General features: G+C 59.4%; 21 protein-coding genes and 1 pseudogene. 12 read left to right on the top strand and 10 right to left on the bottom strand.

The window, feature by feature from the left end:
• Nucleotides 1–49: 49 nt before the first annotated feature.
• Nucleotides 50–388, bottom strand: a complete 339-nt coding sequence (locus tag HU773_RS05615) for a hypothetical protein (RefSeq protein WP_020301959.1) — start codon at nucleotides 386–388, stop codon at nucleotides 50–52.
• A 412-nt stretch (nucleotides 389–800) separates the two neighbouring features.
• Complete coding sequence (locus tag HU773_RS05620) at nucleotides 801–2,543, bottom strand: recombinase family protein (RefSeq protein ID WP_096143411.1); 1,743 nt, start codon at nucleotides 2,541–2,543, stop codon at nucleotides 801–803.
• A gap of 63 nt (nucleotides 2,544–2,606) precedes the next feature.
• On the opposite strand from HU773_RS05620, the pseudogene HU773_RS05625 reads away from it, so the two are divergent.
• Nucleotides 2,607–2,816: pseudogene (locus HU773_RS05625) on the top strand (phosphate-starvation-inducible PsiE family protein); the annotation flags it as partial.
• A 1-nt stretch (nucleotide 2,817) separates the two neighbouring features.
• Here the strand turns inward: HU773_RS05625 and HU773_RS05630 are convergent.
• The 3 genes from HU773_RS05630 to HU773_RS05640 all read right to left on the bottom strand — a co-directional run bounded on the left by HU773_RS05630 (nucleotide 2,818) and on the right by HU773_RS05640 (nucleotide 6,131).
• On the bottom strand, nucleotides 2,818–3,135 hold the full coding sequence (locus HU773_RS05630) for a DUF3509 domain-containing protein (RefSeq protein WP_057444533.1): 318 nt from the start codon (nucleotides 3,133–3,135) through the stop codon (nucleotides 2,818–2,820).
• 269 nt (nucleotides 3,136–3,404) lie between these two features.
• Entirely contained in the window at nucleotides 3,405–4,694 is a 1,290-nt protein-coding gene (locus HU773_RS05635; RefSeq protein WP_186625451.1) for a serine/threonine transporter, read from the bottom strand.
• A gap of 60 nt (nucleotides 4,695–4,754) precedes the next feature.
• Nucleotides 4,755–6,131 (bottom strand): L-serine ammonia-lyase, encoded by a 1,377-nt coding sequence (locus HU773_RS05640; protein WP_057958342.1) that lies wholly within the window; start codon nucleotides 6,129–6,131, stop codon nucleotides 4,755–4,757.
• A gap of 138 nt (nucleotides 6,132–6,269) precedes the next feature.
• Here HU773_RS05640 and HU773_RS05645 point away from each other — a divergent pair, with 138 nt between their 5' ends.
• Both HU773_RS05645 and HU773_RS05650 read left to right on the top strand, forming a co-directional pair.
• Nucleotides 6,270–7,217, top strand: coding sequence for a LysR substrate-binding domain-containing protein (locus tag HU773_RS05645; protein ID WP_057437845.1), 948 nt, complete (start codon nucleotides 6,270–6,272; stop codon nucleotides 7,215–7,217).
• Nucleotides 7,218–7,429: 212 nt separating this feature from the next.
• A complete protein-coding gene (locus tag HU773_RS05650) occupies nucleotides 7,430–7,837 on the top strand; it encodes an HPF/RaiA family ribosome-associated protein (RefSeq protein WP_057437847.1) in 408 nt (135 codons plus the stop codon).
• Nucleotides 7,838–7,960: 123 nt separating this feature from the next.
• Here the strand turns inward: HU773_RS05650 and fecA are convergent, their stop codons facing one another.
• The 3 genes from fecA to HU773_RS05665 all read right to left on the bottom strand — a co-directional run bounded on the left by fecA (nucleotide 7,961) and on the right by HU773_RS05665 (nucleotide 11,826).
• Nucleotides 7,961–10,306 (bottom strand): TonB-dependent Fe(3+) dicitrate receptor FecA, encoded by a 2,346-nt coding sequence (gene fecA / locus HU773_RS05655; protein WP_057958343.1) that lies wholly within the window; start codon nucleotides 10,304–10,306, stop codon nucleotides 7,961–7,963.
• Nucleotides 10,307–10,396: 90 nt separating this feature from the next.
• Nucleotides 10,397–11,341, bottom strand: a complete 945-nt coding sequence (locus HU773_RS05660; RefSeq protein WP_186625453.1) for a FecR domain-containing protein — start codon at nucleotides 11,339–11,341, stop codon at nucleotides 10,397–10,399.
• Nucleotides 11,338–11,826, bottom strand: a complete 489-nt coding sequence (locus HU773_RS05665; protein WP_057958345.1) for a sigma-70 family RNA polymerase sigma factor — start codon at nucleotides 11,824–11,826, stop codon at nucleotides 11,338–11,340. Before HU773_RS05665 ends, HU773_RS05660 begins: the two co-directional genes overlap by 4 nt.
• Before the next feature lie 211 nt (nucleotides 11,827–12,037).
• On the opposite strand from HU773_RS05665, the gene HU773_RS05670 reads away from it, so the two are divergent.
• From HU773_RS05670 to dacB, 8 genes are all read left to right on the top strand, one after another.
• Nucleotides 12,038–12,340, top strand: a complete 303-nt coding sequence (locus HU773_RS05670) for a DUF3649 domain-containing protein (RefSeq protein WP_057958346.1) — start codon at nucleotides 12,038–12,040, stop codon at nucleotides 12,338–12,340.
• Nucleotides 12,337–13,911, top strand: a complete 1,575-nt coding sequence (locus HU773_RS05675; protein WP_186625455.1) for a PepSY-associated TM helix domain-containing protein — start codon at nucleotides 12,337–12,339, stop codon at nucleotides 13,909–13,911. The genes HU773_RS05670 and HU773_RS05675 overlap by 4 nt, the downstream gene beginning before the upstream one ends.
• Entirely contained in the window at nucleotides 13,911–14,237 is a 327-nt protein-coding gene (locus tag HU773_RS05680) for a DUF3325 domain-containing protein (protein ID WP_057437857.1), read from the top strand. Before HU773_RS05675 ends, HU773_RS05680 begins: the two co-directional genes overlap by 1 nt.
• A gap of 7 nt (nucleotides 14,238–14,244) precedes the next feature.
• Complete coding sequence (locus tag HU773_RS05685; protein WP_057958348.1) at nucleotides 14,245–14,823, top strand: RNA polymerase sigma factor; 579 nt, start codon at nucleotides 14,245–14,247, stop codon at nucleotides 14,821–14,823.
• Nucleotides 14,820–15,797 (top strand): FecR family protein, encoded by a 978-nt coding sequence (locus HU773_RS05690; RefSeq protein WP_057958349.1) that lies wholly within the window; start codon nucleotides 14,820–14,822, stop codon nucleotides 15,795–15,797. The genes HU773_RS05685 and HU773_RS05690 overlap by 4 nt, the downstream gene beginning before the upstream one ends.
• A gap of 102 nt (nucleotides 15,798–15,899) precedes the next feature.
• The gene (gene ykgO, locus HU773_RS05695) at nucleotides 15,900–16,049 is read left to right on the top strand and encodes a type B 50S ribosomal protein L36 (RefSeq protein WP_020297337.1); all 150 of its coding nucleotides are present in this window, start codon (nucleotides 15,900–15,902) and stop codon (nucleotides 16,047–16,049) included.
• 110 nt (nucleotides 16,050–16,159) lie between these two features.
• Nucleotides 16,160–18,583, top strand: a complete 2,424-nt coding sequence (locus HU773_RS05700) for a TonB-dependent siderophore receptor (RefSeq protein WP_081044176.1) — start codon at nucleotides 16,160–16,162, stop codon at nucleotides 18,581–18,583.
• Between the two features lie 69 nt (nucleotides 18,584–18,652).
• A complete protein-coding gene (dacB, locus tag HU773_RS05705) occupies nucleotides 18,653–20,107 on the top strand; it encodes a D-alanyl-D-alanine carboxypeptidase/D-alanyl-D-alanine endopeptidase (RefSeq protein WP_120731700.1) in 1,455 nt (484 codons plus the stop codon).
• Between the two features lie 31 nt (nucleotides 20,108–20,138).
• Here the strand turns inward: dacB and HU773_RS05710 are convergent, their stop codons facing one another.
• Entirely contained in the window at nucleotides 20,139–21,014 is an 876-nt protein-coding gene (locus HU773_RS05710; RefSeq protein ID WP_186625457.1) for a helix-turn-helix domain-containing protein, read from the bottom strand.
• Between the two features lie 136 nt (nucleotides 21,015–21,150).
• Between HU773_RS05710 and HU773_RS05715 the strand changes: the two genes are divergently transcribed.
• Nucleotides 21,151–22,062: a DMT family transporter gene (locus HU773_RS05715; protein WP_186625458.1), complete on the top strand. Its 912-nt coding sequence runs from the start codon at nucleotides 21,151–21,153 to the stop codon at nucleotides 22,060–22,062.
• 57 nt (nucleotides 22,063–22,119) lie between these two features.
• On the opposite strand, the gene norR is transcribed toward HU773_RS05715, so the two are convergent.
• Nucleotides 22,120–23,661, bottom strand: coding sequence for a nitric oxide reductase transcriptional regulator NorR (gene norR, locus HU773_RS05720; protein WP_057958352.1), 1,542 nt, complete (start codon nucleotides 23,659–23,661; stop codon nucleotides 22,120–22,122).
• Nucleotides 23,662–23,773 lie beyond the last annotated feature (112 nt).

Consider the following 23,773-nt stretch of genomic DNA (forward strand, 5'->3'; position numbering starts at 1 on the left):
TTTTAATTTGGTGAACAAAGGCCGGGGCCTGTTGTTCGTTGGTGGATTATTAGCTTTCCGAAACGTCATCACCTTCAAGATCACCATGAATAATTACATTTAATCCATAGGTGAAGGCACCCATACATTGTAATTTGATTTCGTCTTTTATCAGGTCGTGTGTAAAAACCTCGCCAAGAAGATAAGTGATAAACTTGATTTTTTCATGGTCGTCACTACCTAATAATATTTCTTCTACTATCCCTTCTTTCAAATTGAATACGCATCCCTCATTAAGTCCTTTAATTAGTTTGTATAGTTGATCTAGATCTTCACCTGCTGAGCTATTTGGCTTCTTAGATTTGTGTGCATCAAAGTCGAATACGTTAGTGTCTTTTTTGTCTTTCATAATTTCCCTCATGTTTAAGTTTATTTTTCTGTAATGTCCGAAGGCATTACAGGGACTTGCTTTTGCCTTACCATTTTCAAACGAAGTGCGAAAATCAAGAAGGAAACGGAATAAAAAAGCACGAAGTGTTTTTTATGGCCGACAATTTAACGAAGTTAAATGTCGGACGTTTCCATTGCTTGCCGTTCTTTCTAGACTTCATATAAAAGTTGTATCATATATTTTAATGTTTTCAATAGTGTCCGACAAATCTGTATGACAAAAAAGTGTCCGACAAATTTTAAAAGTGTCCGACATAATACGTTTGATGATCAGACCTTTTATGTATTCTTTTACCGTTTGATTTTTAGACTTCATAAAAAAGGCCATCAAATAAATGACAGCCTCTTTAATACGTTTGATGGTTAGATTTTTACTGAGTGAATACATTGCCTAAATTATCAAAGCCATAAATTCCAAGCGGGGCCGATTTGTTATCATTCTGGGTGCTTAATTGACCTATTCGCTCATTATTAACGTAAGCGGTTGAATTTAGGGTGTCGCTGATATATTCGAAGCTAAAACGTATGTTGTTGGAAGTTAGGAAGTTAATGATGTTCAATCGACCTTCTTCTGTTTTCAAAAAGTCGATTGTCTTATCCAGATTAGTGAATTCAAGTTCCTGAACTTTGCTTTTGTTTTTTGAGATGGCAAGTTTTTCAATTTCTTCTTTTATTTCGTTTAGTTCTACTTCTTCTTTTGAAAGGCGATTTAAAATTGCACTAGGAATGATGCCGCTTTTAATGGTTCCCACGGATTTGTTTAGGTTTTCAACACTGACTTCAAGATCGCTTTGACGATCTCGTAATTTTTTGAGTTTTTGCCGTGTTTTGGTGTCTTCAACTTTATTTGATTTTGACAGTTCAACAAATTTTTTGGCTAGCTTGAAGGCTCCCGAAGAACCATCAATAATCACGGATAAAGACATGTTCATTTCTTCGATTTCTTTCAATGTCGCTTCGTCGAGGCTGGCGTATTGAGTTACGTCGATGGGTTCGAGTGATACGGATTTTCTATTTAGTCTGTCGAATTCTTGCATTGTATCAAGAAACAATTTAACAGCTAGGTCATATCGAAAGCGGTTTTTGCAATTTCCATTTTCAATATTTTGTTGGCATGTCATGTAAAAATAACGACTTCCTTTGCTGTTATAGTTGTTCATAAAAACAAGAGATTTTCCGCAACGCTCACAAAAGCAAGAGTGACGAAAGATGTTTGCATTATTCTGTGTAACTCTTCCTTGGTGTTTTTTAACCTTTCGATTGCTCATTGCTTCTTTTGCTTCAAGAAATAATGAGGCGGAAACAATTTTTGGGTAATAATTTTCGATGTGTTTATCTAAAACCATTTTCCCATCGATTTTCGTTTGAGACATAAAGTAGCCCAAGACGTATTTTGTATCGAATATGTCTTTAACGCGGGCCTGTGTCCAGTTGATAGCCGCAAAGGCATTAGCTTTCTTAATCGTAGACGTAACGCCTTCGCGTTTTAGATTTTCTAGAATAAATTCGATTTCTTCTTGTGCTTTCTTGTCAATTACAAGAGTGTTCGTCTTTTCATCAAAAATGACGCCATAAGGCAAGCGGTTTTTATTGAATACAATTCCTGTTTCTTCTGCTTCTGTTTTCGCTTTTTTCCAAGCAGATTTTCTACGGTTACTTTTAGTCAAGCTTTCTTCGTGAGCACGGGAAGAAATAACCGTAAGCATAATATCTTGCTTCATTATGTCGGCTTGATCTTCATGCAACTTGTAAATGTAACCATCCATTGTAGTTACAAGGATCACGCCTTTTTTCAAAATCCCATAAACAAGGTCTTTTGCTTGCAAAAGCCTTTGGCGACTTAATCGGTCAATGCTCTCAACGAAGACGAAATCACCGGGGGCAATGCTCAAATTTTCGATTTGATCGATGAGGTCTTTTAGTTTGCCAGTCTTTGAGTTCTCACCCGTATAGGCAGAAACGCCGTTTTCATAGAAGAAATTTTCTTCGGGAACCTCGACCCCGTGACGGGCCGCAATAGCTCGTATGCTCGCTTTTTGACGGGTTACGCTGTCCTTGTCGTCTGCACCTTGGCGACGGGTCGAATAGCGAATGTAGGCGTATCCAGTAGGCATAGATCATCCTCAGCAATGGTGGAAGTCTACCCGGTGGCATGTGTGAGTAACAGGCACTAGGTCAAGACCAACCACATGCCCATCCGCTTCCTGCTCTACGTGGCGATCACGGCGTTGACCCGCCTGCTGATCGGCGACGTGTCCCACCACAATGCCCCGGACCTGGGCATCATTTACTTGTGTGGCGGGATTCTGTTGTTGGCGTTCGCCATCCTGGTGGTGCGTTTTGCTTCGTCGCGCTACCCATCGGTCAAGGAAAAGTCCGAATCCTGAGTCAGAGCCCGGCCGCGATGGGCGGCCGGTTGCTCGGCGGGCGCTGCAGCAGTTTGTGACTGTCGCCGTCGGTCATCACTGCCAAAATCTCCATGGCGCTGTGCCCTTGTTCAATGGCAATGCCGAATTGCACACTTTGCACCAGGCGTTTGAGGCGTTGCGGGTCGTTGCGCTGTTCGGCGCTGATCATGCGTTTGGCGACCACGCCGCTGTCGTCGGAGAGGGTCAGCATGATGCTGCCGTCCAGGCGCTGGATGCTCAGGTTGACCCGGTATTGAGGGGCGAACGTGTCGGTGATCAGTTGAAAAGGATTGTCCATGGTGCGTTACCGCCTGATAAGAACATGCACTGATTGACGACCGGTATGGCGATTGGTTCGTGTTGCCTGACCACCGGTCGCAAGCTCCGTTTTCCTTCAGTGGGTGTACAGCAAGGGGCGTGCCGTACAGCTATCTTTCTGACGACGAACTGCCCCTGTGGGAGCGGGCTTGCCCGCGATTGCGGTGGATCAGCCAACCATTCAGTGACTGATGCAGCGCTATCGCGGGCATGCCCGTTCCCACAGGTTGATCTGTGCAGTGAGCTGTTTCAGGGCACCAGCGAGAAAATGACCGCCGACAGCGCAATCAGCCCCACCAACACCACAAACACATTCGACACCTGGCCCGAATACTGGCGCAGCGATGGCACGCGGCGGATTGCGTACATCGGCATCAGGAACAGCAAGCACGCGATGATCGGCCCGCCGAGGGTTTCGATCATGCCCAGGATGCTTGGGTTGAACGTGGCCACGGCCCAGCAACTGAGGATCATGAACACCGCGGTGCAGCGTTCCAGCCAGCGCGCCGACAAGGTGCGGTTGCGCCCGCGCAGGGTTTTGACGATCAGGCCCTGGAAGCCTTCGCTGGCGCCGATGTAGTGGCCGAGGAAGGATTTGGTGATGGCCACCAGCGCGATCAACGGCGCCGCGTAGGCGATGACCGGGGTCTGGAAGTGGTTGGCCAGGTAGGACAGGATCGAAATGTTCTGCGCCTTGGCGGCGGCAAGATCAGCCGGTGACAGCGCCAGTACGCAACTGAAGCAGAAGAACATCACCGTCAGCACCATCATGCCGTGGGCCGTGGCCAGGATGCCGCTGCTCTTGCGTTCGGCTTGGGCGCCGTACACGCGTTTCTGGTCCACCGCAAAGGCCGAGATGATCGGCGAATGGTTAAACGAAAACACCATCACCGGAATCGCCAGCCACAGGGTCTTGAAGAACACCGGCAGGGGCATGCCCTCACTGGCGGAGGCGAAGAACGCGCCGTTCCAGTTGGGGATCAGGCTCACGGCCAACAGCAGCAAGGCGGCGACGAACGGGTAGACCAACACGCTCATGGCCTTGACGATCACACCCTGGCCGCATCGCACAATGGCCATCAGGCCGAGGATCAGCACCAGAGACAGGATCGCCCGTGGCGGCGCAGTCATGTGCAGTTGGTGTTCCATGAAACTGCCGAGGGTGTTGGTCAGCGCAACGCTGTACACCAGCAGGATCGGGAAGATGGCGAAGAAGTACAGCAGGGTGATCAGCTTGCCGGCACCGACGCCGAAATGTTCTTCCACCACGTCAGTGATGTCGCCGGATTTGCCCGACAGCACAAAGTGCGTCAGCCCACGGTGGGCGAAGAAGGTCATGGGGAAGGCCAGCAGCGCCAGTACGATCAGCGGCCAGAAGCCGCCGACCCCGGCGTTGATCGGCAGAAACAGAGTGCCAGCACCGATGGCGGTACCGTAGAGGCCCAGCATCCAGGTGGTGTCGTGTTTGCTCCAGCCGGTCGTTACGGTTTGCGTGACAGCAGCGGGGTTTTCGGCAGCAGGTGTACGTACATCGGTCATCGTTATTGCCTCATTATTATTTTTGCGCGGGCTCACGTAGGGGGCAGGTAGCAGTGCTCCTCAGCACTCCACCCAGCTGACCGCCAGGCCGCCCCGTGAAGTTTCTTTGTATTTGTCATGCATATCGGCGCCGGTATCGCGCATGGTGCGGATCACCCGGTCGAGGGAAATGAAGTGTTTGCCGTCGCCGCGCAGGGCCATTTGCGTGGCGTTGATGGCTTTGACGGCGGCGATGGCGTTGCGCTCGATGCAGGGCACCTGGACCAGGCCGCCGACGGGGTCGCAGGTCAGGCCGAGGTTGTGCTCCAGGCCGATTTCGGCGGCGTTTTCCAGTTGCTCGGGGGTGGCGCCGAGAATATCCGCCAGGCCCGCAGCGGCCATGGCGCAGGCCGAACCGACTTCGCCCTGGCAGCCGACTTCAGCGCCGGAGATCGAGGCGTTTTTCTTGCACAGGATGCCGACGGCGGCTGCGGCCAGGAAGAAGTTGACTACATCATCGTCGGACGCGTCGGCATTGAACTTCATGTAGTAGTGCAGCACTGCCGGAATGATCCCGGCTGCACCATTGGTCGGTGCGGTGACCATGCGCCCACCGGCGGCGTTTTCTTCGTTGACGGCGAGGGCGAACAGGTTGACCCACTCCATGGCCGACAAGGTCGAGGTGATCACATTCGGTTTGCCGATTTCCAGTAGGCTGCGGTGCAGTTTTGCGGCGCGGCGCGGCACATCCAGGCCGCCGGGCAAGATGCCTTCATCACGCAGGCCTTGCTCGACGCACTCGCGCATTACCGACCAGATATGCAGCAGGCCACTACGGATTTCTTCATCGCTACGCCAGGCGCGTTCGTTGGCCATCATCAATTCAGAGACACGCAGGCCATGCTTGTTGCACAGGGCCAGCAGTTCGACGGCGCTGGAAAAGTCGTAGGGCAGTTCTACATCGCTGGTGGGAGCAATACCCGACTCGGCCTCGGCCGCCTCGATGATGAAACCGCCGCCCACCGAGTAGTAGGTCTGTTCGCTCAACAGGCCGTTTGCCCCGTAGGCATGCAGGGACATGGCGTTGGGGTGGTAGGGCAGGCTTTCTTCCAGCAGCAGGAGATCGTGCTGCCAGTTGAAGGCAATTTCTTTTTGGCCTGCAAGCATCAACCTGGAGGATTCGCGCAACTGCTGGATACGCGGCCCGATCGAGGTGGGGGCAACCCGATCTGGCCATTCGCCCATCAACCCCATCACACACGCGCGATCGGTGGCGTGGCCCACGCCGGTGGCAGACAGCGAGCCGTACAGGCGCACTTCCACGCGTTGGGTGTGCTCCAGCAATTGTTGGTCGGTGAGGGACTGGGCGAAGGTTGCCGCAGCCCGCATAGGGCCCACGGTATGGGAGCTGGATGGGCCGATGCCCACCTTGAATAGATCAAAAACGCTGATAGCCATGCTAAAGCCTTACAAGCTATGGAGTAGGAAATCGCTGCCATGTTTTGTAGGACAAGCGGAAGAGGCGCGATACTGAGCCTCTAGATCGGCACTGACCAACGAATTATCCTAAGACACCCTTTAGCAGGACTAAACTCTATGGCTCGCCCCCTGCATGCCCAGACCTATGTCTGGTTGCACGTATTTGCCTGCGCTGCACGGCATTTATCCTTTACCCGTTGCGCCGAAGAACTGCACATCACCCCTGGGGCAGTCAGCCAGCAGATTCGCCAATTGGAGGAGCGTCTGGGCTTTCGCCTGTTCCATCGCCGGGCGCGTGGCGTGGAGTTGAGTGCCGAAGGGCAGCGGCTGGCGACCACGGTAAGCGAGGCCTACGGCAGCATTGATGCCGAGTTGCAGCGCCTGGATGCGGGGATGATCAGCGGCACCCTGCGGCTGCGCTCGATTCCGTCCTTTCTGGGCAAATGGTTGACGCCGCGTTTGCCGCGTCTGCAGCAGCGTTTCCCGGATATCCAGTTACGGTTGGTGGCCGAGGACAGCAGCATTGCCCTGCACGAAGGCGACTTTGACCTGGCCATCGACCTCAACGACGGCAGTTATCCCGGTTTGTTATCCACAGCCTTGCTCGACGAGCAGATATTCCCGGTGTGCGCGCCAAGCCTGTTGCGCGGGCGGCCGCCGCTGCACGGTCCGGCCGACCTGGCCCACTTCCCGCTGTTGCACGACATCACGGCCTGGCGTGGGAGTTATGAATACGCCGAGTGGGAGTTTTACCTGAATGCGATCGGCTATCCCGACGCCGACGTGCGACGTGGGCACACCTTTAACCGCAACCACCTGACCATCGAGGCGGCGATTGCCGGCATGGGCGTGGCGATTGCCCGGCGCACCCTGCTCAATGACGAATTGGAGCGCGGCACCCTGATAGTGCCATTCGGCCTTGCGGTACCGAATCACAAGCGCTACGTGCTGCTGTATGCGCCAGGCGCACTGAACCATCCCGGCGTGCGTGCGGTGCATGACTGGCTGGTGGAAGAGGCGGGGATTTTTCGCGGATTGCACCCCTTGGGAGAGGGGCAATTGTGAGGAATTACGCAGGTAGGTGGGGATACCCAACTCCCGACGATAACAGCGCTTTGGGCGGCTGTCAGGCTTAATTTGTAATGTGGGATTTATCTTTGCATAGGGGTTGAATTGTTCCTTCAGGTGCTCAATTGTGTAGTTAAGAGGTCATGGTTTCACCGCATCGGTGTTGCAGTGGTGATCTCTGGCGAGCTAGCTGAAATAAGGGAAACACTATGCAAATCCAAGTCAACAGCGACAACCATATTGAAAGCAGCATCCGACTGGAGGAGTGGGTACGTACTACCATTGAGAGCACGCTCGAACGTTATGAAGAAGACCTGACCCGCGTCGAGGTCTACCTGCGGGATGAGAACGGCGATAAGCCGGGCCCCCATGATTTGAGTTGCCGCCTGGAAGCGCGGCCAAAGGGTCATCAACCGATTTCGGTCATCCATAAAGCCGACACCCTGGAACAAGCGATCGACGGGGCGGCCACCAAGCTGGATAACGCGCTGGAACATCTGTTCGGCAGACTGCAAGGCAAGCCGCGTGCAGAGAAACGCACGCCCAACAACCAAGTCGATGAAGCCGGGCTTGAAGAGGAATTCCTGGAAAACGAACAGGCTGCGCTTAACAGCTGATTGCTGACTGTTTTTCAACCCCATACAAAACGGGCCTGCAGATGCAGGCCCGTTTTTTTTGTGGCTGATAGGTATCAAATGTCGGAGCTGGCCAGCAGTGTATTCAGGATCTTTGCCGGCCCGTCAGAACGCGACTGAGGTCTGCACATACACGGTGCGCGGTTCTCCCACGTATTTGCCCTTGTTGTTATCGTCAAACGAACGGGTGAAGTACTGGGTGTTGAAGATGTTTTTCACCCCCACCGCCACATTCAGATCCGACAACTGCGGGCCGAAGTCGTATGCCGCGCGGCTGCTGAACAGCATGTAGCCGGGGATGCGCCCATTGCTGCCATCCACGCTTTCGGCCTGGGTGTTGGCGTTATCGGCGAATTGGCTGCTCTGGTAGGTGCTGTCCAGGTTCAACTTCCATTGACCTTCGGTGTAGCCCACGCCCAGGGTACCTTTGTGCTTGGACGAGAAGGGCACGCGGTTGCCTTTGTTCGGGCCGTCTTCGCGGATGGTTGCATCGACATAGGCGTAGCTGGCGTACACATCAAAGCCAGCCAGCGCCGGGCTCAAGCCGTCGAGGGCGTAATTGACGCTGGACTCGATACCCTGGTGCCGCGTTTCGCCCCGGGCGATCACCGAGTCGTTGGTCTGGTTGCTTTCGTACTGGTTGTCGAAGTTGATCAGGAACGCGCCGATTTCTGCGCGCAGCGCGCCATTGTCGTAGCGCGTGCCGACTTCCCAGGTGCGGGCCTTTTCTGGCTTGACCGCACCGCTGCTCACACGGTTGGGCATCTGGCTGTACTGCACGCTGCCGAAGGAACCTTCGGTGTTGGCGTACAGGTTCCAGTCGTCGGTCAGGTGATACAGCACGTTCAACGCCGGCAGGGCGGTGTTGTAGTCACCCTTGTATTTGACGTCGGTCAGGTTGTTGGTCTGCTGGGACTTGATCATCTCGTAGCGGATGCCCGGGGTCACGGTCCATTTGCCGATATCGATCCGGTCGTCGATAAAGAACGCGTTGGCTTCGGTGCCACCCCGGGTGTCGCGGTCGTTGCGGCTGTCGGTGTTGGGCAGTTGCTGGTTGGCGCTGATCGGCGTGCGGTAGCGCAATTCATGCCCGGCCTCGTTGATGTAGCGGTAGCCCACGCCCACCTCGTGGCTGCTCGGGCCGAGGTCGAAGCCTTGGGCCAGGCGGGTTTCCAGGCCGCGTACCCAGTATTCGCGCGGCGACAGCGAAAGGAAGCTGCCCTGGTCCAGATAACCGCTGCGCAAGGTCTTGGTAAAGAAGCTGTTGACGGTGAATTCCCGGCGATCTTCCTGGTAGCGATAGCCTACGTTGAACATCGTACGGCGGCCCCAGAACTTGTCGTAGGGCCGGGTGGATTGATACGGGTCGGCCTTGTAGGCCGCCGTGCTCAAGCCACCGGGCATATCGGCCTGACCCTCGTAGTACTGGGCCATGGCATTGAAGCTGTTGGCTTCGTCCAGCTGGTAGTGGCCCTTGAGGATCAGGTCGTCGATTTGGGTGTCGCTGTGTTCACGCCAGTCACCGCCGCGGGTGCCGGAATACAGCAGCGCGCCGCCCAGGCCATTGTCGGCGGTGCCGCCGGCCAGCAGGTTGCCGGTGGTCTTGAAGCCATCGTGGCTGGAAGACGGGCTGGTCTCGGTCTGCAGGCCGCCCTTGACCGTCGGTGCATCGGGAATTGCCCGAGTCACGAAGTTGACCACACCGCCGACGTTCTGCGGCCCGTAGCGTACCGCGCCACCGCCGCGCACCACGTCCACGGCATCCATGTTGCCCATGCTGATGGGCGCGAACGACAGCTGCGGCTGGCCATACGGCGCGAAAGGCACCGGAATGCCGTCCATCAATACCGTCGAGCGCGACGCCAGGCGCGGGTTGAGCCCGCGAATGCCGAAGTTCAGCGCCATGTCGTGGCTGCCGGTGCCGTTGTTTTCCGGCGCGTTGACCCCGGGAATACGGTTGAGCACGTCACGGGCCTGGGTTGCGCCCTGGCGCTCGAATTCTTCACGACGGATCACATCACGGGCGCCGGGGTGTTCGAAGACATTGATCTGCGCCGCATCGCCGAGCCAGTCGCCCACCACATTGGAGGTGCCCAGCTCCAGGGGGGCCGGCGCGTTCAGGGGTTGCAGGCTATAGGCATTGTCACCTTCGGCGCGGGCTTGCAGGCCGGTGCCCTTGAGCAATGCGTTCAAACCTTGCTCGGTGGTGTAGTTGCCCCGCAGGCCCTGGCTTTGCGCGCCGGCAGTCACTTCGGAGCCAAACGAAATCAGCACGCCAGCCTCACGCCCAAATTGATTCAATGCCGCTTCCAGAGACGCCGGGGCGATGTGATAAGGCTTGGCCTCGGCCGCCAGGGCGTAAGGCAGGGCGCTGAAACTGAGGCTGGCGCCCAGCAGCAAGTGGCGCAGCGTACGGGCAAGTGGCGTCAGGCGAGTCGGTTGCTGGGGCATGAAGAACGTTCCTCAGAGGTGGGAAACAGGGTGGCTTTCCCTCTCTGTCACGCGAGGTACGGAAAACGGCTCACGGGTGTCGAAAATAATTCAGGCGCGGGCTTCGACGCTGACCCAATAGCGGGTAAACCGCCGCACTTTAACCGGCAGGCTGATTTGCAGCAGGTCGAGGATGCGCTCGCTGTCGTCCAGCGGGTAGCTGCCGGAGATCAGCAGGTTGGCCACCTGCGGATCACACTGCAATTGGCCACGGCGATAACGGCTCAGTTCCTCGAGGAAATCTGCCAGGCGCATGTGCGATGCCACCAGCATGCCGTCGGCCCAGGCACCCGTGTTGGCATCGGTGAGACGCGGGGTATCCCAACCTTTGCGGGTGAGGTTGACCTGGTGGGATTTTTCCAGGGGCAGGGGCAGGCCGTTGTAGGACCTGGGTGCAATCTCCACCTGGCCATCCAGCACCGCGACCTGGGTGTGATCGTTGAACTGACGCACATTCACCTGTGCCGCCTGGGTGCTGACGACGCCCTGGCCGGTGATGATCTGCAACGGGGTGCTGGTGCGCAGCAATATCTCGCCTTCGAGCAGGCGGATCAGGCGCTGTGGGCCATCGAATTGCACATCCACCGCACTGGCAGTATTGAGTTGCAGCTGGCTGCCGTTGGCCAGTTGTACCTTGCGGCGCTGGCCGAGGGGGCTGCGGTAGTCGGCGGTCAGCGGCGGGATCAAGTGCTGCTGGCGCAAGCCCCACGTAGCCGCCGAGCCGACGCCGAGGATCAGCAGCAGTTTCAGGGCCTGGCGCCGGCTGCTGGATTGCGGTGCGTTCAACGCCGCATGGGCCAGGGGCGAGGGCATGCCGCGCAAGCGTTGGTTGACCCGCTGAATATGCTCCCACGCCCGTTGATGCTCGCTGTGGGCCTCCAGCCAGTGTTGCCATTTGGCCTGTTGGCGCGGGTTGAGCGGGCCTTGCTGCATTTGCATCAGCCACTGCACCGCCTGTTCGGCGACCTGGGTCGAGAAGTGTGTGGTGGGGTTCATAGGGCGAAATAGCAGCGCATGGCTGCTTTGTTCAGATGACGTTTGACGGTGGCGATGGAAATCCCCAGTTCGGCAGCGATTTGCGCGTAGGTCAGGCCATCGAGCTGGGCCAGCAGGAAGGCGCGTTTGACCAGCACGGGCAAACCGTCGAGCAGTTGGTCCAGCTCCATCAGGGTTTGCAGGATGATCGCCCGCGCTTCTTCCGATGGCGCAGCAAGTTCAGGCATTTGCGCCAGGGCGTCGAGGTAGGCGCGCTCCAGGTCCTGGCGGCGGTAGTGGTTGAACAGCACGCGCTTGGCGATGGTGGTGAGGAAGGCGCGGGGCTCGATCAACGTCGGGGTTTCGCGGGCGCTTAACACCCGGATGAACGTGTCCTGGGCCAGGTCGGCGGCGCTGTGCGGGCAGCCGAGCTTGCGTCGCAACCAGCCGGTCAGCCAGTGGTGATGGTCGTGATACAGGACTTCGACGGTATTGGACGGCCGCAACGCGAACACTCCGGCAGCATCTGCATGCTTTAGATAACGAGAATTGTTCGCATTGTAGAGTGGCCAGGTGGCATTCGGCAATTAGCACAGGACCGATAGCCGTTTTAAAGTCGCCACAAGACCCTGTGGGTGTTGGCTTCATCCGTTCTCTTTTGCTTATAAGAATAATTATCATTAAACTCCCGCCCCTGATAAACCAGGTGCCACTGGCATGAAAAGCAAAGCATCACTTCCTGTTTCCTATCGTCTCGGCGTGACGTCGCGGCTGCTGGCGGCTGTGGTCGGTGGCTATGTGCTGGCGTCCCTGGCCAGCGTGTGCCTGACCTTGTGGCTGCCAATCTCCCGCGCCGATGCGGTGGTCAGCGGCATGCTCAGTTCCTTTGTGTTCTACCTGCTGGCAGTGATCTGGTGTTTTGCCTGCCGCAGTGCCGCCCGCGCCTGGTTTGGCGTGCTGGTGCCCTGCGCGATACTGGCCACCCTGGCAGGCCTGGCCTATTGGATGGCGCGCCCATGAAAGAGGGTTTCCGTCAGGCCATGGCCTGGTTGCACACCTGGGCCGGGTTGATTTTCGGCTGGTTGCTGTTCGCGATTTTCCTCACCGGCACCCTGGCTTACTTCAAGGGCGAAATCACCCACTGGATGCAGCCGGAAGTGCCCGCCCATGCGGTGGACGATGCGCGCAGTGTGGCCGTGGCGCAAAGCTATCTGGAACAGCACGCCCCCACGGCGGCGCGTTGGTTTATCGGCCTGCCCAACAGCCGCGACCCCGGTTTGTCGGTGATGTGGCAAGACAAGGTCGACCCTGGCCGGCGCGGCAATTTCATTGAGAAAATGCTCGACCCGGTCTCCGGCGAGCAACTCCAGGCCCGGGAAACCATGGGCGGCGAGTTCTTCTACCGGTTCCACTTCCAGTTGCAGATGCCTCACCCGTGGGGTCGCTGGTTGTCGACCATTGCGGCGATGGTGATGTTCGTCGCGCTGATCACCGGGATCATCACCCACAAGAAAATCTTCAAGGACTTCTTCACCTTCCGCCCGCGCAAGGGCCAGCGCTCCTGGCTCGATGGGCACAACGCGGTGGGCGTGCTGGTGCTGCCGTTCCACCTGATGATCACCTACAGCAGCCTGGTGATCTTCATGACCATGGTCATGCCCGCCAGCATCCTTGCGTCCTATGACGGCGATACCCGCGCCTTCTTCAATGAACTGTTCCCGGCCACCAACAACGCACCGGCCCTCGGCCAGCCGGGCAAGCTGCTGCCCTTGGCGCCGCTGGTAGAACAGGCACGGGCGCAGTGGGACGGTGGGCACGTGGGGCGGCTGGCGGTGAACAACCCCGGCGATGTGAATGCCGCAGTCAATGTCTCCCGCGCCGGTTCTGACCGGGTGGTGCATGATTTCGGCAGCACCGTGTCCTTTAATGGCTCCACCGGCGAACTGCTGCGGGTCAGTGCCGAGCAGTCGCTGCCGATGGCAATCGGTGGCAGTTTCTACGGCCTGCACATGGGGCACTTCGCCGGCCCGCTGCTGCGCTGGTTGTACTTTATCTGCGGCCTGGCGGGCACGGCGATGATTGGCACCGGCCTGGTGATCTGGCTGGGCAAGCGTCAGCTCAAGCATGTAAAGACCGGGGTGATGCCGTTTGAATTGCGCCTGGTGGAAGTGCTGAATATTGCCAGCATGTCCGGGCTGGTCATCGCCATTGCCGCGTTTTTCTGGGCCAATCGCCTGCTGCCTGTGAGCTTCGCCGAACGCTCGGACTGGGAAGTGCAGAGTTTCTTTATCGCCTGGGGCCTGACCCTGCTCCATGCCATGTTGCGTCGTGGCCGCCGTGCCTGGATCGAGCAACTGGGCCTGGGCGCCGTGCTGTTTATGGCGGTGCCGCTGCTCAATGCGCTGACCACCTCCGAGCATCTGGGCGTGTCAGTGGCCAAGGGTGATTGGGCCATGGCCGGCTTTGACCTGACCTGCCTGGGCAGCGGCCTGTTCCTGGCCTGGGCTGCCTGGAAAATGCAGCACCGCAGCGCCGCCCAGCCCCGGGCCGAGCGCGCCCGCCCACTGACCCTCAAAAGCGAGGTGCACTGATGTTGCTGGCCTTGTTGCTGTGCTATGCGGGCTTTGTTGCACTGTGCCTGTCCCTGGACCGTCACCATGGCGAGTTGCTGCACAGCAAACCTTCGCCACGACGGCGCCTGGGGTTGCGCGTGGGCGGTTGGTTGTTGCTGGGGCTGTCGATCTGGCCGGCGGTACACATGGCCGGCTGGAGCCGGGGCCTGGTGGACTGGTGCGCGGTGCTGATGCTCAGTGGGCTGTTGCTGGTGCTGCTGTTGCCGTATCGGCCAAGGCTGGCCCTGGTTCTCGCAGGCGTCGGCCTGCTGGTCAGCCCCGTTGCGGCTTTCGCGACCCTCTGAGCGCCTTTTGATGATCACCACGCCGCCCGAGTCCCAGGATCAGCCCCACGCAGAAGCGTCGGGCGGGCGCGCACATTTCCTGCAGGTATTTTTGTCCCAGCGTTCACAGATGGAGGCGTTGGTCAGCCGCCGCGTAGGCTGCCGGGCGACGGCAGCGGACCTGGTACAGGATCTGTTTCTGCGTTTCTGGCGCCGGCCCCTGGTGCAGGTCGAAGAACTCAGCACCTACCTGCTGCGCTGCGCCGGCAATATCGCCATCGACCACCTGCGCAGCGAAAACGCGCGGGTGCGCGGCACTGAAGGCTGGATGCCGGAGCAGCACGACCATCACAGTTCCGAGCCCCAGGCCGCGCTGGAAGCGGGCAACGATCTGCGCCATGTCGAAGCGGCGCTGCGCAGCTTGCCGGAGCGTACGCGGCAGATCTTTTTGCTCAACCGCATCCACGGGCGCAAATACGCAGAAATCGCCAAGGCCATGGGCCTGTCCCAAAGTGCCGTGGAAAAACATATGATGCGCGCCCTCGAGGCCTGCAAAGCCAGCCTTCGGCAAGCCCATCCGCCACGCTCGCCAGGGAAAGCACCGTGAACGTCACCCCGACACCCGCCCAGGAACAGGCCGCCCTGGCCTGGCTCAGCCTGCTGCACGATGCGCCGAGCAGTGGCGACCAGGCTACCTTCAGCCACTGGTTGCGTGCCGACCCGGCCCATGTCGAAGCGTATGCCCAGGCCCAGGTGCTGTGGGAACTGAGCGAAGTCCCGGCGAGCACTCTGGCTGACGAAGACGCGTTGGCCTTGCAGCGTTACCTCAAGGCCATGGACGGTGCGAAAGGCTCGCGCATGCGCCGCTGGTCTGCAGCGCTGGCAGTGGCGGCGTGCCTGGTGCTGATGGTGTCGCTGGGCGCGGGGTGGCAGCCGCAGCGCTGGGTCGATGACCTGGGCGCCGATTACGTCAGTGCGCCGGGTGAAGTCAAAACCGTGACCCTGGCTGATCAAAGCCAAGTCACCCTGGATGCCGACAGCGCGATTGCCGTGGATTTCAGTCACGGTGAGCGGCATATCCAATTGCGTCGCGGTGCCGGTTTCTTCAGCGTGGCCCACACCGGGCAAGCCTTTGTGGTGCACGCCGACAGCGGCGAAGTGCGGGTGCTGGGCACCCAATTTGAAGTGCGCCTGCAACCGGCGGGCGCCCAGGTGACGGTGCTGTCGGGGCGGGTAGGGGTTACGCCGTCGGCCCAGGGTCCTCAGCAAATACTGACGGCCGGCCAGCAAGTGGCCTACGCCGAGGGTGTGGCTGATGAGCGGCATGCGGTGGACAGTGAATCGCGCCTGGGCTGGCGCGATGGCTGGCTCAACTACTACAAGACCCCGCTGGCCGATGTGGTCAAGGACCTGGGCCGTTACTACCCCGGCCGCATCCTGCTGTTCAATGACGAACTCGGCGCCCGCCGGGTCAGCGGCAGCTTTCCGAGCAAAGACCCCGAGGCGGTGCTCAAGGCATTGCAAGCGGTGCTGGGCTTTGAGCAGCACAGTGTGTTGGGGCGGTTGATCGTGGTCCGCTAAAAACCAGCCCCACAGGAATCGTGAACGCCTGAAGAGAAAGTTGATAATTATTCTTATTTGCATTTATGATATGTTATTACATTCATGCAAAGGAGCCACCCTATGAAAGTCCTGTCCTCCCTCAAAGAAGCCAAGAACCGTCATCGCGACTGCCAGATCGTCAAGCGCCGGGGGCGGATCTATGTGATCTGCAAATCCAACCCCCGCTTCAAGGCCCGGCAGGGCGGGGCGAAAAACAAGAATAAAGGCTGATGTTGAAATTATTTTCAATTTCACCTGAGGTAAAACCCCACGCCATCCGTGTAGTGCTTGAAACTGCGATCAATTCGCATTAACAGCGTTTTCTACACGGGTTCTCAAGCATGAAGTCCAGGGCAAAAGCGGCGGTAGGCGGTTCGGTTAAACAGTGGCTGGGAGCCTCCCTTCTGGCCGCTTCAGGCCTGGCATTACAACCCCTGAGCCTGGCGCAAGCGGCGCAGGAGCAGAGCGCAGTCTTCAGCTTTGCGCTGCCGGCCAAGCCGTTGCCCCAGGCCCTGAGCGATTTCAGCCGGGTGACCGGCATCAGCGTGGTCTACACCGACGAAGCCCCCTACACCCTCAACGCCCCGGCCGTCAGTGGGCAGATGAGTGCCGCCCAGGCTCTGCAGCGCCTGCTGGGCAACTCCGGCTTGACCTTCCGCCAGATCGACGCCCGCACCCTGGCCCTGGAACCGCTGCCTAGCGAAGGCGCGGTCAACCTCGGCGCCACCACCATCAGCGGTGTCAACCAGCAGCAAACCACCAGCTACCAGCCACCGCCCACCAGCTCGGTGATGCGCTCCCAGGGCTTGCTGCTGGAAACCCCGCAAACCGTGAACATGGTGCCGGCCCAGGTGATGCGCGACCAGGTGCCGCGCAACCTCGATGATGCCTTGGCCAACATCAGCGGCATCACCCAGACCAACACCTTGGGCAGCACCCAGGATGCGGTGATGCTGCGTGGCTTTGGCGACAACCGCAATGGCTCGGTCATGCGCGACGGCATGCCCGTGGTGCAAGGCCGGGCGCTGAACGAAACCGCCGAGCGCGTCGAAGTGCTCAAGGGCCCGGCGTCGTTGCTGTATGGCATTCAGGACCCGGGCGGGGTGATCAACATTGTCAGCAAGAAACCCGAACTGACCCAATCCACCGCCTTGACCGTGCGTGGCTCGACCTATGGCAGCGGCAAGAACGGCAGCGGCGGCAACCTCGACACCACCGGCCCGTTGGGCGACAGCGGCCTGGCTTACCGCTTGATCGTCGACCATCAGGATGAGGACTACTGGCGCAACTTCGGCACCTATCGCGAAAGCCTGATCGCGCCGTCCCTAGCCTGGTACGGCGACACCACCCAGGTGCTGCTGGCCTACGAGCACCGCGAATTTCTCTCGCCGTTCGACCGTGGCACGGCCATCGACCCCAAGACCAATCACCCGCTTAACATCCCTGCCACGCGCCGCCTGGATGAGCCCTTCAACAATATGGAAGGCCGCTCGGACCTGTATCGCGTCCAAGTCGACCACGACCTGAACGACGACTGGACGGCCCACTTCGGCTACAGCTGGAACCGCGAAACCTACGACGCCAGCCAGGTGCGCGTGACTAAGGTCAATGCCAATGGCACCTTGACGCGCAACATGGACGGCACCCAAGGCGCGCTGACCACCGACCGCTTCACCACTGTGAGCCTTGAAGGCAAGGTGGACGTGGCCGGCATGCGCCATGACCTGGTATTCGGCCTGGATGACGAGTACCGCAAAATCTACCGCGCCGACCTGATCCGCCAGGCCAGCCGCAGCGTGTTCAACTACAACGACCCGGTGTACGGCCGCGAAGTGGCGGGCACCAACGTCAGCGCGCCGGACAGCAACCAGACCGACCTGCTGCGCAGCGATTCGGTGTTTTTCCAGGACGCCATTCACCTCACCGACCAGTGGATCCTGGTCGGCGGTGCGCGCTTCCAAGCATACGACCAATACGCCGGCAAGGGCCGCCCGTTCACGGCCAACACCAACAGCAACGGCCAGAAGTGGGTACCTCGTGCCGGCCTGGTGTATCGCTACACCGATGAGCTGTCGTTCTATGGCAGCTACACCGAATCGTTCAAACCCAACTCCACCATTGCGCCGCTGGACAACAAAATGGTGATCGACGGCAGCATCGCCCCGGAACAGTCCAAATCCTGGGAGCTGGGGGCCAAGCTCGATATGCCGGGGCGTATTACCGCTAACGTGGCCTTGTTTGATATCCAAAAACGCAACGTGCTGGTGTCGATCACCGAGGGCGCGACCTCGATCTACAGCGTCGCCGGCAAGGTGCGCTCCCGGGGCCTGGAAATGGACCTGAGTGGGCAGTTGACCGACCAGTGGAGCCTGATCGGCAGCTATGCCTACACCGATGCCGAGGTCACCGAAGACCCGACCTACAAAGGCAAGGGCCTGCAGAACGTGGCGAAAAACTCCGGCTCTGTTTCAGCCGTGTACGACTTCGGCACTATCGTCGGCGGCGACCAACTGCGCGTCGGTGCCGGTGCGCGTTATGTGGGCGAGCGGGCTGGCGATGCCCTCAACAGCTTCGACCTGCCGGGCTACACCGTGGCCGATGCGTTTGCCACCTATGACACCAAGGTTGACGGGCAGAAGGTCAAGTTCCAGCTCAATGTGAAGAACCTGTTTGACCGTACCTACTACACCTCGGCCGTCAGCCGCTTGTTTGTGTCCATGGGCGATGCGCGCCAGGTGTCGTTGTCCAGCACCCTGGAGTTCTGACCGTCGGCGATGACGCTGGCGGCCTGAGCTGCTAGCGTTGCGCTCTTTGATGATTGCCGGGACGGTTTGATGCAGTTGGGACGATGGATACACACCAGCGCCATGCTGGTGGGCGTGAGCCTGTTATTGGGTGGCTGTGCCACGCCTTCGAAAACCGGCGAACAGGCGCTGGACCAATTGCTGGCTGATCCTGCCTTGGCGGGTGCCAGTGTTTCGCTGATGGTGCGTGATGCTCGCAGCGGCAACACGCTGTACCAGCACAACCCACGCACGCGGCTGGTGCCGGCCTCCAGCCTGAAACTGCTGACCACTGCGGCGGCCATGGATGTACTGGGCCCGCAGTATCGGTTTTCTACGCAGTTGCTGAGCAATGGCAGCCAACAGGGCACGCGCCTGCTGGGCAACCTGTACCTGCGGGGGCTGGGTGACCCGACGATCCAGTGGGCGGATTACCAGGCGCTGGCGGCGAGCCTCGCCGCCCAGGGCATCCGGCAGGTCCAGGGCGATATGGTGTTCGATGACAGCTGGTTCGACGCCGAGCGCCTGGGTGTGGATTGGGCCCATGACGACGAAGACAAGTATTACGGCGCGCAGATTTCCGCGCTGACCGTGTCACCCAATGCTGATTTTGATGCGGGCACCTTGATCGTCACGGCCAAGGCGCCCACAACGGTCGGCCAGTTGGTGAGTGTCACCCTGAGTCCGCCCACCGACTATGTACAGCTCAGCAACCTGGCCGTCAGCGGCCCAGGCAATAGCTATGGGCTCAATCGCCAGCATGGCAGCAACCTGCTGCGCCTGAGCGGCGCGTTACCGCCGGGCAAGCAAAGCCGCCAATGGGTCAGCGTGTGGGAGCCGACGCAACTGGTGGCCAATCTGTTTGCCCAGGCCTTGGCGGAGCAGGGGATCAGCGTGCAGGGGCGGCGGGTGATCGGTGGTGTGAGTCCGGCGACCGCCACTGTCCTGGCAACACACCAGTCGGCACCGTTGCAGGAGCTGATCAGGCCCTTGCTCAAACTGTCCAATAACAGCATGGCCGAAGCGCTGCTCAAGGCCATGGGGCGCCAGCAGGCGAATGCCGGCACGGCGGCGGCCGGGGTTGCGGCGGTGGCCGACTTTATCAAGCGCCAGGGCCTGGACCCGGCAACATTAAGCCAGGTGGATGGCTCGGGTTTGTCGCGACGTAATCTGGTGTCGGCGCAGAACTTCACCGACCTGTTGCTGGCCATTAGCAAGCAGCCGTGGTTCAACGCCTGGTACGACGCGCTGCCCATCGCCGGCAACCCGGACCGCCTGGACGGCGGCAGCCTGCGTTACCGCCTGCGCGGGACAGCGGCGCAAAACAACCTGCAGGCCAAGACGGGGTCGATGGGTGGGGTGTCTTCGTTGACGGGCTACATCACCGATGCGGGTGGGCGGCGGTTGGTGTTTTCGATGCTGACCAACAACTATGTGGTGCAGGGGAGCCGGATCAAGGCGCTGGAAGATCGACTGGCCGTGGTCCTGGCACAAAGCCTCGATTGAAACCCGAACGCATTGGTTTTGTGTAAGGCCTCTAGGGCTGGAACGCCTGCCGGTATTCCCCCGGTGTCGCTCCCATTGCCTGGCGAAACCGGTTGGTAAAGTGGCTGGCGCTGGAAAACCCACACGCCAGGGCAATTTCCCCCAGCGGCAGTGAGCCGCTGCGCAACAGGGCCTGGGCCCGGGACAGGCGGCGGGCCAGTACATATTGATGGGGCGGCAGGCCAAAGCTTGTGCGAAACATCCGCGCGAAGTGGTATTCCGACAAGGCGCACAGCCCCGCCAGTTGCCCAAGGCTGATCGGCTCGGCCAGTTGCTGGTCGATGTACTCCACCAACTGCCGGCGCTGGTGCGCCGCCAGGCCGCCCTTGAGTCGCAACCCCTCACGCAGGCCGACCTGGCTGAGCAGGGTATGGTTGAGCATTTCAAAGGCCAGGCTGCTGGTCAGCAAGCGTTCTGCCGGTTCCTGCCAATTGAGGCGGATCAGTTGATGAAAACGTCGCGCTTGCGGTTCGTCTTCCAGAAAGGTGCTTTCGCGCAGTTGCAGGGCGCGGGGTTCACGGTCCAGCAGGGTGACGCAACCCAGGGCAAATTGCTCGGGGCTGAAGTACACATGGGCCAGGCGGATTTCACCATTGATCACCCAGGCCGACTGATGCTCGGCGGGCAGGATGCACAGCTTGTCGGGGCCGCCCTTGGTGCCGGGCTGGTTGCGCCGGAAAGTGCCGGTGCCGCCGGCCACATAGCAAGACAAGGTGTGATGGCTGGGCGCCTGGTAATCCTGGGCGTCGTGGTGGTTGCTCCACAAAGCTGCAGACAAGCCGTCCCCAAGCTCGGCAGACAGCTCCAGGCGAGCGTTGGGCGAGCTGTTCAGGGCTTTGAAGACTTGCAGGTTTTCCAGTACAGACATGGGGTTCTCTCCGACGCCTTGCATCCTACTCCCGGTGGCTGGCGCTGTGATCCCTCGGCCCGACAAAAGCGCAAGAATCTGCAAGTGCCCAGCAGCAAGGCGGGGTGAAACTGTGGCTCAACCACCGGAGTGCGCCATGAACCTATCCCTGTATTTACTGACCGTGCTGATCTGGGGCACCACCTGGATTGCCCTCAAGTGGCAATTGGGCGTGGTGGAAATTCCGGTCTCGATCGTCTATCGCTTCGGCCTGGCGGCACTGGTGCTGTTTGGGCTGCTGTTGCTCAGCCGCAAATTGCAGGTGATGAATCGTCGGGGTCACCTGATCTGCCTGGCCCAGGGCTTGTGCCTGTTTTGTGTGAACTTCATGTGCTTCCTCACGGCCAGCCAGTGGATCCCCAGTGGCCTGGTGGCCGTGGTGTTCTCCACCGCGACACTGTGGAATGCGTTGAATGCGCGGGTGTTCTTTGGCCAGAAAGTTGCGCGCAATGTATTGCTGGGCGGCGGCCTTGGGTTGCTGGGGCTGGGGCTGCTGTTCTGGCCTGAACTGGTCGGGCATACCGCCAGCCCCGAAACACTGTTGGGCCTGGGCCTGGCGCTGCTGGGCACCCTGTGTTTCTCGGCAGGCAATATGCTGTCGAGCCTGCAACAGAAAGCCGGGCTCAGGCCGTTGACCACCAACGCCTGGGGCATGGCCTATGGCGCGTCGATACTGGCGCTGTACTGCGTGGTCCAGGGCATTCCGTTTGAGATGGAGTGGAACACCCGCTATATCGGCTCGCTGCTGTACTTGGTGATCCCCGGTTCGGTGATTGGCTTTACCGCGTACCTGACCCTGGTCGGCCGCATGGGCCCGGAGCGGGCGGCGTATTGCACGGTGCTATTCCCGGTGGTGGCATTGAACGTCTCGGCGCTGTTCGAAGGCTACCAATGGAGCGCCCCGGCGCTGGCCGGGTTGGTATTGGTGATGCTGGGGAATGTGCTGGTGTTTCGTAAGCCCAGGGCGGTCGCGCCTGTGAGCCCGCTTTTGCAACCGAAGCAAACCTAATGTGCAAGAAGATCTAATGTGGGAGCTGGCAGGCCAGCTCCCACAGTGTGATCCGCGTTACTTCAGGCCCAGGCGCTTGGCCATGCGCCCCAGGTTGGCGCGGTCCAGGCCCAGTTCGCGGGCGGCGCTGGCCCAGTTGTGCTGGTGGCGCTCCAGGCAGGCGCTGATCACTTGCCTTTGGTAGTGCTCGGTGGCCTGGCGCAGATCGCCAGTCACCACGGGGATTTCGCCAGGCTCTTCTATCAAGGGCGCAGAGTCATTGGGCAAGTCCAGGTCCTTGGCACTGAGGCTGAGGATCTTCGGTCGCTCGCGACAATTGCCCAGGGCCTTCAATGCGCTGCGGCCGATCAGGTGTTCCAGCTCGCGCACATTCCCGGGCCACCCATAAGCCAATAATGCCGCCTGGGCATCGCTGGTCAGGCGCAGGCTGCCCAGGCCCATGCGTGAACGGTTCTGTTCAAGGAAAAATCCGGCCAGCAACAACACGTCGCGCCCGCGTTCACGCAGGGCCGGCACTTGCAGGGGGTACACGCTCAAGCGGTGATAGAAGTCGGCGCGGTAGCGGCCGTTGCGCACCTCGGCGGCCAGGTCGCGGTTAGTGGCGGCGATCAGGCGCACGTCCACTTGATGCTCCTTATCCGAACCCAGCCGCTGCAACTGCCCGCTTTGCAGGACGCGTAACAGCTTGGCCTGGACCGTCAGTGACAACTCTCCCACTTCGTCGAGGAACAGGGTGCCACCGTTGGCCAATTCAAACTTGCCCCGACGCTCGTTCAGCGCGCCGGTAAACGCGCCGCGCACGTGGCCGAACAGCTCGCTTTCCACCAGGGTTTCCGGGAGGGCGGCGCAGTTGAGGCTGATCAGCGGCTTCTCCGCGCGGGGCGAGGCAGCGTGGATGGCCTGGGCCACCAGCTCCTTGCCGACCCCGGTTTCACCGGTAATCAACACGGTCAGGTCGCTGCCGCCCACCAGTTTGATTTCTTCCACCAGGCGCTTGTGGGTCTTGCTCTGGCCGATCATTTCCTTGTGCTGCTGGCCGCTGGCCTGGCGATAGATTTCCGCACGCTGGTGTTCGTCTTCGGCGCGCAGGGCCAGGTGCTCCATGCGTTCGGCCACATTGACCGTGGCGGCGGCGAGGCTGGCGAAGGCCTGCAAGGCGTCCAGTTCGACCCGGTCAAACCGCTCGGTGTCCAGGGCATCCAGGGTCAGCAGGCCCCAGGGATGGTCGTCGACAAACAGCGGGCAGCCCATGCAGTCGTGGACCTCCAGATGCCCGTGCAAGCCATCGACCAGGCCGTCGTAGGGGTCGGGCAGTTCGCTGTCACTGTCAAAGCGGGTCGGGCCGGGGCTGCTCAGCAGCACGGCAAAGCGCGGGTGTTCGCTGATCTTGAAGCGCCGGCCCAGGGTATCCGGGCTCAGGCCGTCCACGGCCAGGGGTACCAGCCATTCGCCGTCCAGGCGCAACAGCGCGGCGGCATCGCAGGGCAGCAGGGTGCGCATGGCTTGCAGCAGGCGTCGGTAACGCTCGCCTTCCGGCAGTTCACGGGACAGGTCAGCCACCAGTGGCAGCAGGGTGGTGAGCAGGGAATGTGCAGTCATAATGACTCCTTGTAGTCCTAATGACTATAAGGTGTAGGAAGTCATATTGACTATGTTTAATTTAAGTTGTTGATAAATAATGGTTTGTTAGTTGGCATGAATACTGATTGCT

The organism is Pseudomonas shahriarae (assembly GCF_014268455.2).
In the GTDB taxonomy this organism is placed as follows: domain Bacteria; phylum Pseudomonadota; class Gammaproteobacteria; order Pseudomonadales; family Pseudomonadaceae; genus Aquipseudomonas; species Aquipseudomonas shahriarae.

What these genes read in the sequence shown, in the direction of transcription:
- HU773_RS05615 (WP_020301959.1), bottom strand. Translation starts at nt 388, where the DNA reads ATGAAAGACAAAAAAGACACTAACGTATTCGACTTTGATGCACACAAA.
- HU773_RS05620 (WP_096143411.1), bottom strand. Translation starts at nt 2,543, where the DNA reads ATGCCTACTGGATACGCCTACATTCGCTATTCGACCCGTCGCCAAGGT.
- HU773_RS05630 (WP_057444533.1), bottom strand. Translation starts at nt 3,135, where the DNA reads ATGGACAATCCTTTTCAACTGATCACCGACACGTTCGCCCCTCAATAC.
- HU773_RS05635 (WP_186625451.1), bottom strand. Translation starts at nt 4,694, where the DNA reads ATGACCGATGTACGTACACCTGCTGCCGAAAACCCCGCTGCTGTCACG.
- HU773_RS05640 (WP_057958342.1), bottom strand. Translation starts at nt 6,131, where the DNA reads ATGGCTATCAGCGTTTTTGATCTATTCAAGGTGGGCATCGGCCCATCC.
- HU773_RS05645 (WP_057437845.1), top strand. Translation starts at nt 6,270, where the DNA reads ATGGCTCGCCCCCTGCATGCCCAGACCTATGTCTGGTTGCACGTATTT.
- HU773_RS05650 (WP_057437847.1), top strand. Translation starts at nt 7,430, where the DNA reads ATGCAAATCCAAGTCAACAGCGACAACCATATTGAAAGCAGCATCCGA.
- fecA (WP_057958343.1), bottom strand. Translation starts at nt 10,306, where the DNA reads ATGCCCCAGCAACCGACTCGCCTGACGCCACTTGCCCGTACGCTGCGC.
- HU773_RS05660 (WP_186625453.1), bottom strand. Translation starts at nt 11,341, where the DNA reads ATGAACCCCACCACACACTTCTCGACCCAGGTCGCCGAACAGGCGGTG.
- HU773_RS05670 (WP_057958346.1), top strand. Translation starts at nt 12,038, where the DNA reads ATGAAAAGCAAAGCATCACTTCCTGTTTCCTATCGTCTCGGCGTGACG.
- HU773_RS05675 (WP_186625455.1), top strand. Translation starts at nt 12,337, where the DNA reads ATGAAAGAGGGTTTCCGTCAGGCCATGGCCTGGTTGCACACCTGGGCC.
- HU773_RS05680 (WP_057437857.1), top strand. Translation starts at nt 13,911, where the DNA reads ATGTTGCTGGCCTTGTTGCTGTGCTATGCGGGCTTTGTTGCACTGTGC.
- ykgO (WP_020297337.1), top strand. Translation starts at nt 15,900, where the DNA reads ATGAAAGTCCTGTCCTCCCTCAAAGAAGCCAAGAACCGTCATCGCGAC.
- HU773_RS05700 (WP_081044176.1), top strand. Translation starts at nt 16,160, where the DNA reads ATGAAGTCCAGGGCAAAAGCGGCGGTAGGCGGTTCGGTTAAACAGTGG.
- dacB (WP_120731700.1), top strand. Translation starts at nt 18,653, where the DNA reads ATGCAGTTGGGACGATGGATACACACCAGCGCCATGCTGGTGGGCGTG.
- HU773_RS05710 (WP_186625457.1), bottom strand. Translation starts at nt 21,014, where the DNA reads ATGTCTGTACTGGAAAACCTGCAAGTCTTCAAAGCCCTGAACAGCTCG.
- HU773_RS05715 (WP_186625458.1), top strand. Translation starts at nt 21,151, where the DNA reads ATGAACCTATCCCTGTATTTACTGACCGTGCTGATCTGGGGCACCACC.
- norR (WP_057958352.1), bottom strand. Translation starts at nt 23,661, where the DNA reads ATGACTGCACATTCCCTGCTCACCACCCTGCTGCCACTGGTGGCTGAC.